The sequence below is a fragment of the Rhizobium ecuadorense genome, from assembly GCF_001187535.1.
Classification (GTDB): Bacteria; Pseudomonadota; Alphaproteobacteria; order Rhizobiales; family Rhizobiaceae; genus Rhizobium; species Rhizobium ecuadorense.
Genome location: NZ_LFIO01001861.1, coordinates 1 through 487, shown reverse-complemented (window position 1 = coordinate 487; position 487 = coordinate 1). Strand labels below are relative to the sequence as shown.

At 60.2% G+C, this 487-nt stretch carries 1 protein-coding gene and 1 pseudogene; both read right to left on the bottom strand.

The genetic code is table 11. The features are described from left to right. Positions 1-218 (bottom strand): hypothetical protein (locus tag AF337_RS39100; protein ID WP_049736361.1); only part of this gene is annotated, 218 nt, incomplete at its 3' end. 29 nt (positions 219-247) lie between these two features. Further along, positions 248-487, bottom strand: a pseudogene (locus tag AF337_RS39095) (flavodoxin family protein); the annotation flags it as partial.

Sequence of the window (487 nt, the reverse complement as noted above, 5' to 3'; positions counted from 1 at the left end):
TTGGCCAGCGGGAATTCGCTCAAGGCCTGCTTGGCGGCTTCGACCGACTCGCATTCGGCGATGATGGCGACACCCGGACGGTCCTGGCGAAAATAGATGTCGCGGATGATGCCGCCCTTGTACATCTGCCAGGCGTGTCGGGCTTCATCCGTCATATGCGGCTGGTACTTTTCCAGACTAGCGCCAGGCTGGGGAATATCGAGGCAAAGCAGTTTCATGGCAAAATTCCTTGGTTGAGAAAGATGGATCAGGCGGGTTGAAACCGGCGCACGGTCTCGGCCACGCGACGACCGAGGTAGCCCGCGGTGTTGAGGTCGCTTCCGGCCGGCGTGATATCTGGCGCTTGATCAACATTCGATTGGGTCATGACGCCAAGCCAGCTCCCGAGCCGGTTGAGGTCGTCTGTGCTGCCGGTGCTGCTGCTGTTGCCCGGCATCAGATCGAGACCAACCCAGATCATGCCGTGTTGCGCGGCAAACAGCGCCAT